Genomic DNA, 1,821 nt, shown 5'->3' on the forward strand with positions numbered 1-1,821 from the left:
GCGTTCATGGCGGGAGCGGGCAACCGTCGGTAGGCGTTGCGCGCGAGGTAGTTGGCCACGGCGCGGGGGCGGGAGATCATGCCCGCGTCGAGGAGGGTGCGCTGGATGATCCGCTCGGACGCGGTGAGCGCGCGGCTCTTGCGACGGCTGAACTGGGCGGGCGTGACCCGGAACCGCACGAGCGGTTCGGGCAGGTTGTGGAGGCGGTACCCCGCGCCGATCAGGCGGATCATGAGATCGTAATCCTCCTGGTACGGGACCGTGCGGTACCCCCCGACGGCACGGATGGCCTCGGTTCGCGCGAGCAGGGACGGGTTGTTGACCGGGTTGTTGATGCGCGCGTAGCGGGCGATGTCCTCGTGCTCGGTCGGCAGGGCACGCAGGGCCGTGGGACGCTCCGGATCGGCGTCGAACTCGAGCATCGCCGACCCCAGGACATCCACCCCGAGCGCGCGGGCGGCGTCGAGTTGACGCTCGAACCGCTCGGGCAGGGAGATGTCGTCGGCGTCCTGGCGGGCGACCCAGCTGGTGCGGACCTCGTCGAGCCCGCGTTGTGACGCCGCCGCGGCGCCCGAGTTCTCGGGGAGGGCGAACCTGCGCAGTCCGGGGGTGGAGTCGAGCACCTCCATCAGCGCTGGCGACAGGGGGCCGTCCTCCACCACGACCACTTCGGCCGGCTGGACGGTCTGAGCGTGCACGCTGGCCAGGGCGTCGCGCAGCTGCGAGGGCTCGATCGCGTGGTAGACGGTGAGCAGGACGGTCAGTTCGGGGTCCCGCATGGGCTCCTCCCTCTCGATCCGACGAGCCGACGCGACCCTCTCAGGCCAGCAACGAGCCGTCCACGTCGTCCCACGAACTCGCGCCGCACAGCGACAGCGTGAGGTCGATCTCGGCGAGCAGGTTGTCGAGCACCTCGCCGACCCCCTTCTGCCCGGCGATGGCCAACCCGTAGATGTGGGGCCGCCCGATGGTCACGGCGTCCGCGCCGCACGCCATGGCCTTGACCACGTCGGTGCCGTTGCGGATGCCGGAGTCCAGCAGCAGGGTCGGCTCGGGACCGACGGCCTCGCGGATGCGCACGAGGGCGTCCAGGGTGTCGATGGACCCGTCCACCTGCCGGCCTCCGTGGTTGGAGACCATCACGGCGTCGACGCCCATGTCCAGGGCCCGCCGGGCGTCGTCCGGGTGCAGGACGCCCTTGAGCACGACCGGCAGACGGGTCCGGTCCCGCAGGGTGGCGATGTGGTCCCAGTTCAGCGCCGGATTCGAGAACGTGTCGAGGAAGGTCTGGACGGCGGCGCGGGTCTCCGGCGCGCTGAGGTTCCTGCGGAACCCACCCGGCTGGTTCCGGGCCATCTCGAGCAGCGTCACGACGGCCCTGGGGGTGACCTTGACCGCCTCCGGCTCCGGGCCGGATCCCGGCTCGGCCTCCTGCGCGACCCGCTCGGCCACCATCTCGACGAAGCGTGGATCCGAGGTGTACTGCGCGATCCCGACCCCGCGCGTGAACGGCAATGAGCCCAGGTCCAGATCCCAGGGGCGCCAGCCCAGCGTCGTGGTGTCGAGGGTGACGACCAGCGCGCCGGCGCCCGCGGCCTCCGCCCGGGAGATGAAGCTGTCCACGAGTTGCTCGTCCCTGCTCCAGTACAGCTGGAACCAGCGCGGTGCGTCCTTCATGGCCGCGGCGGTGGCCTCCATCGGCGACGAACCCTGCGAGGACAGGATGTACGGCAACCGGCGCTCGGCCGCGGCGCGGCCGATGTGCACGTCGGCGTCGCGGCGCACCAGTCCCGCCGCGCCGATGGGGGCGACGAGGACGGG

2 protein-coding genes are annotated in these 1,821 nt (G+C 71.8%); both read right to left on the reverse strand.

Translation table 11 applies throughout. The features are described from left to right. A partial coding sequence (locus tag G6026_RS09545) for a glycosyltransferase (protein ID WP_182613022.1) occupies positions 1-779 on the reverse strand: 779 nt, incomplete at its 3' end. 40 nt (positions 780-819) lie between these two features. Next, on the reverse strand, positions 820-1,821 hold a 1,002-nt coding region (locus tag G6026_RS09550; RefSeq protein ID WP_182613023.1), incomplete at its 5' end, for an alpha-hydroxy-acid oxidizing protein.

This window comes from Dietzia sp. DQ11-38-2 (genome assembly GCF_014145055.1).
Lineage (GTDB): Bacteria > Actinomycetota > Actinomycetes > Mycobacteriales > Mycobacteriaceae > Dietzia.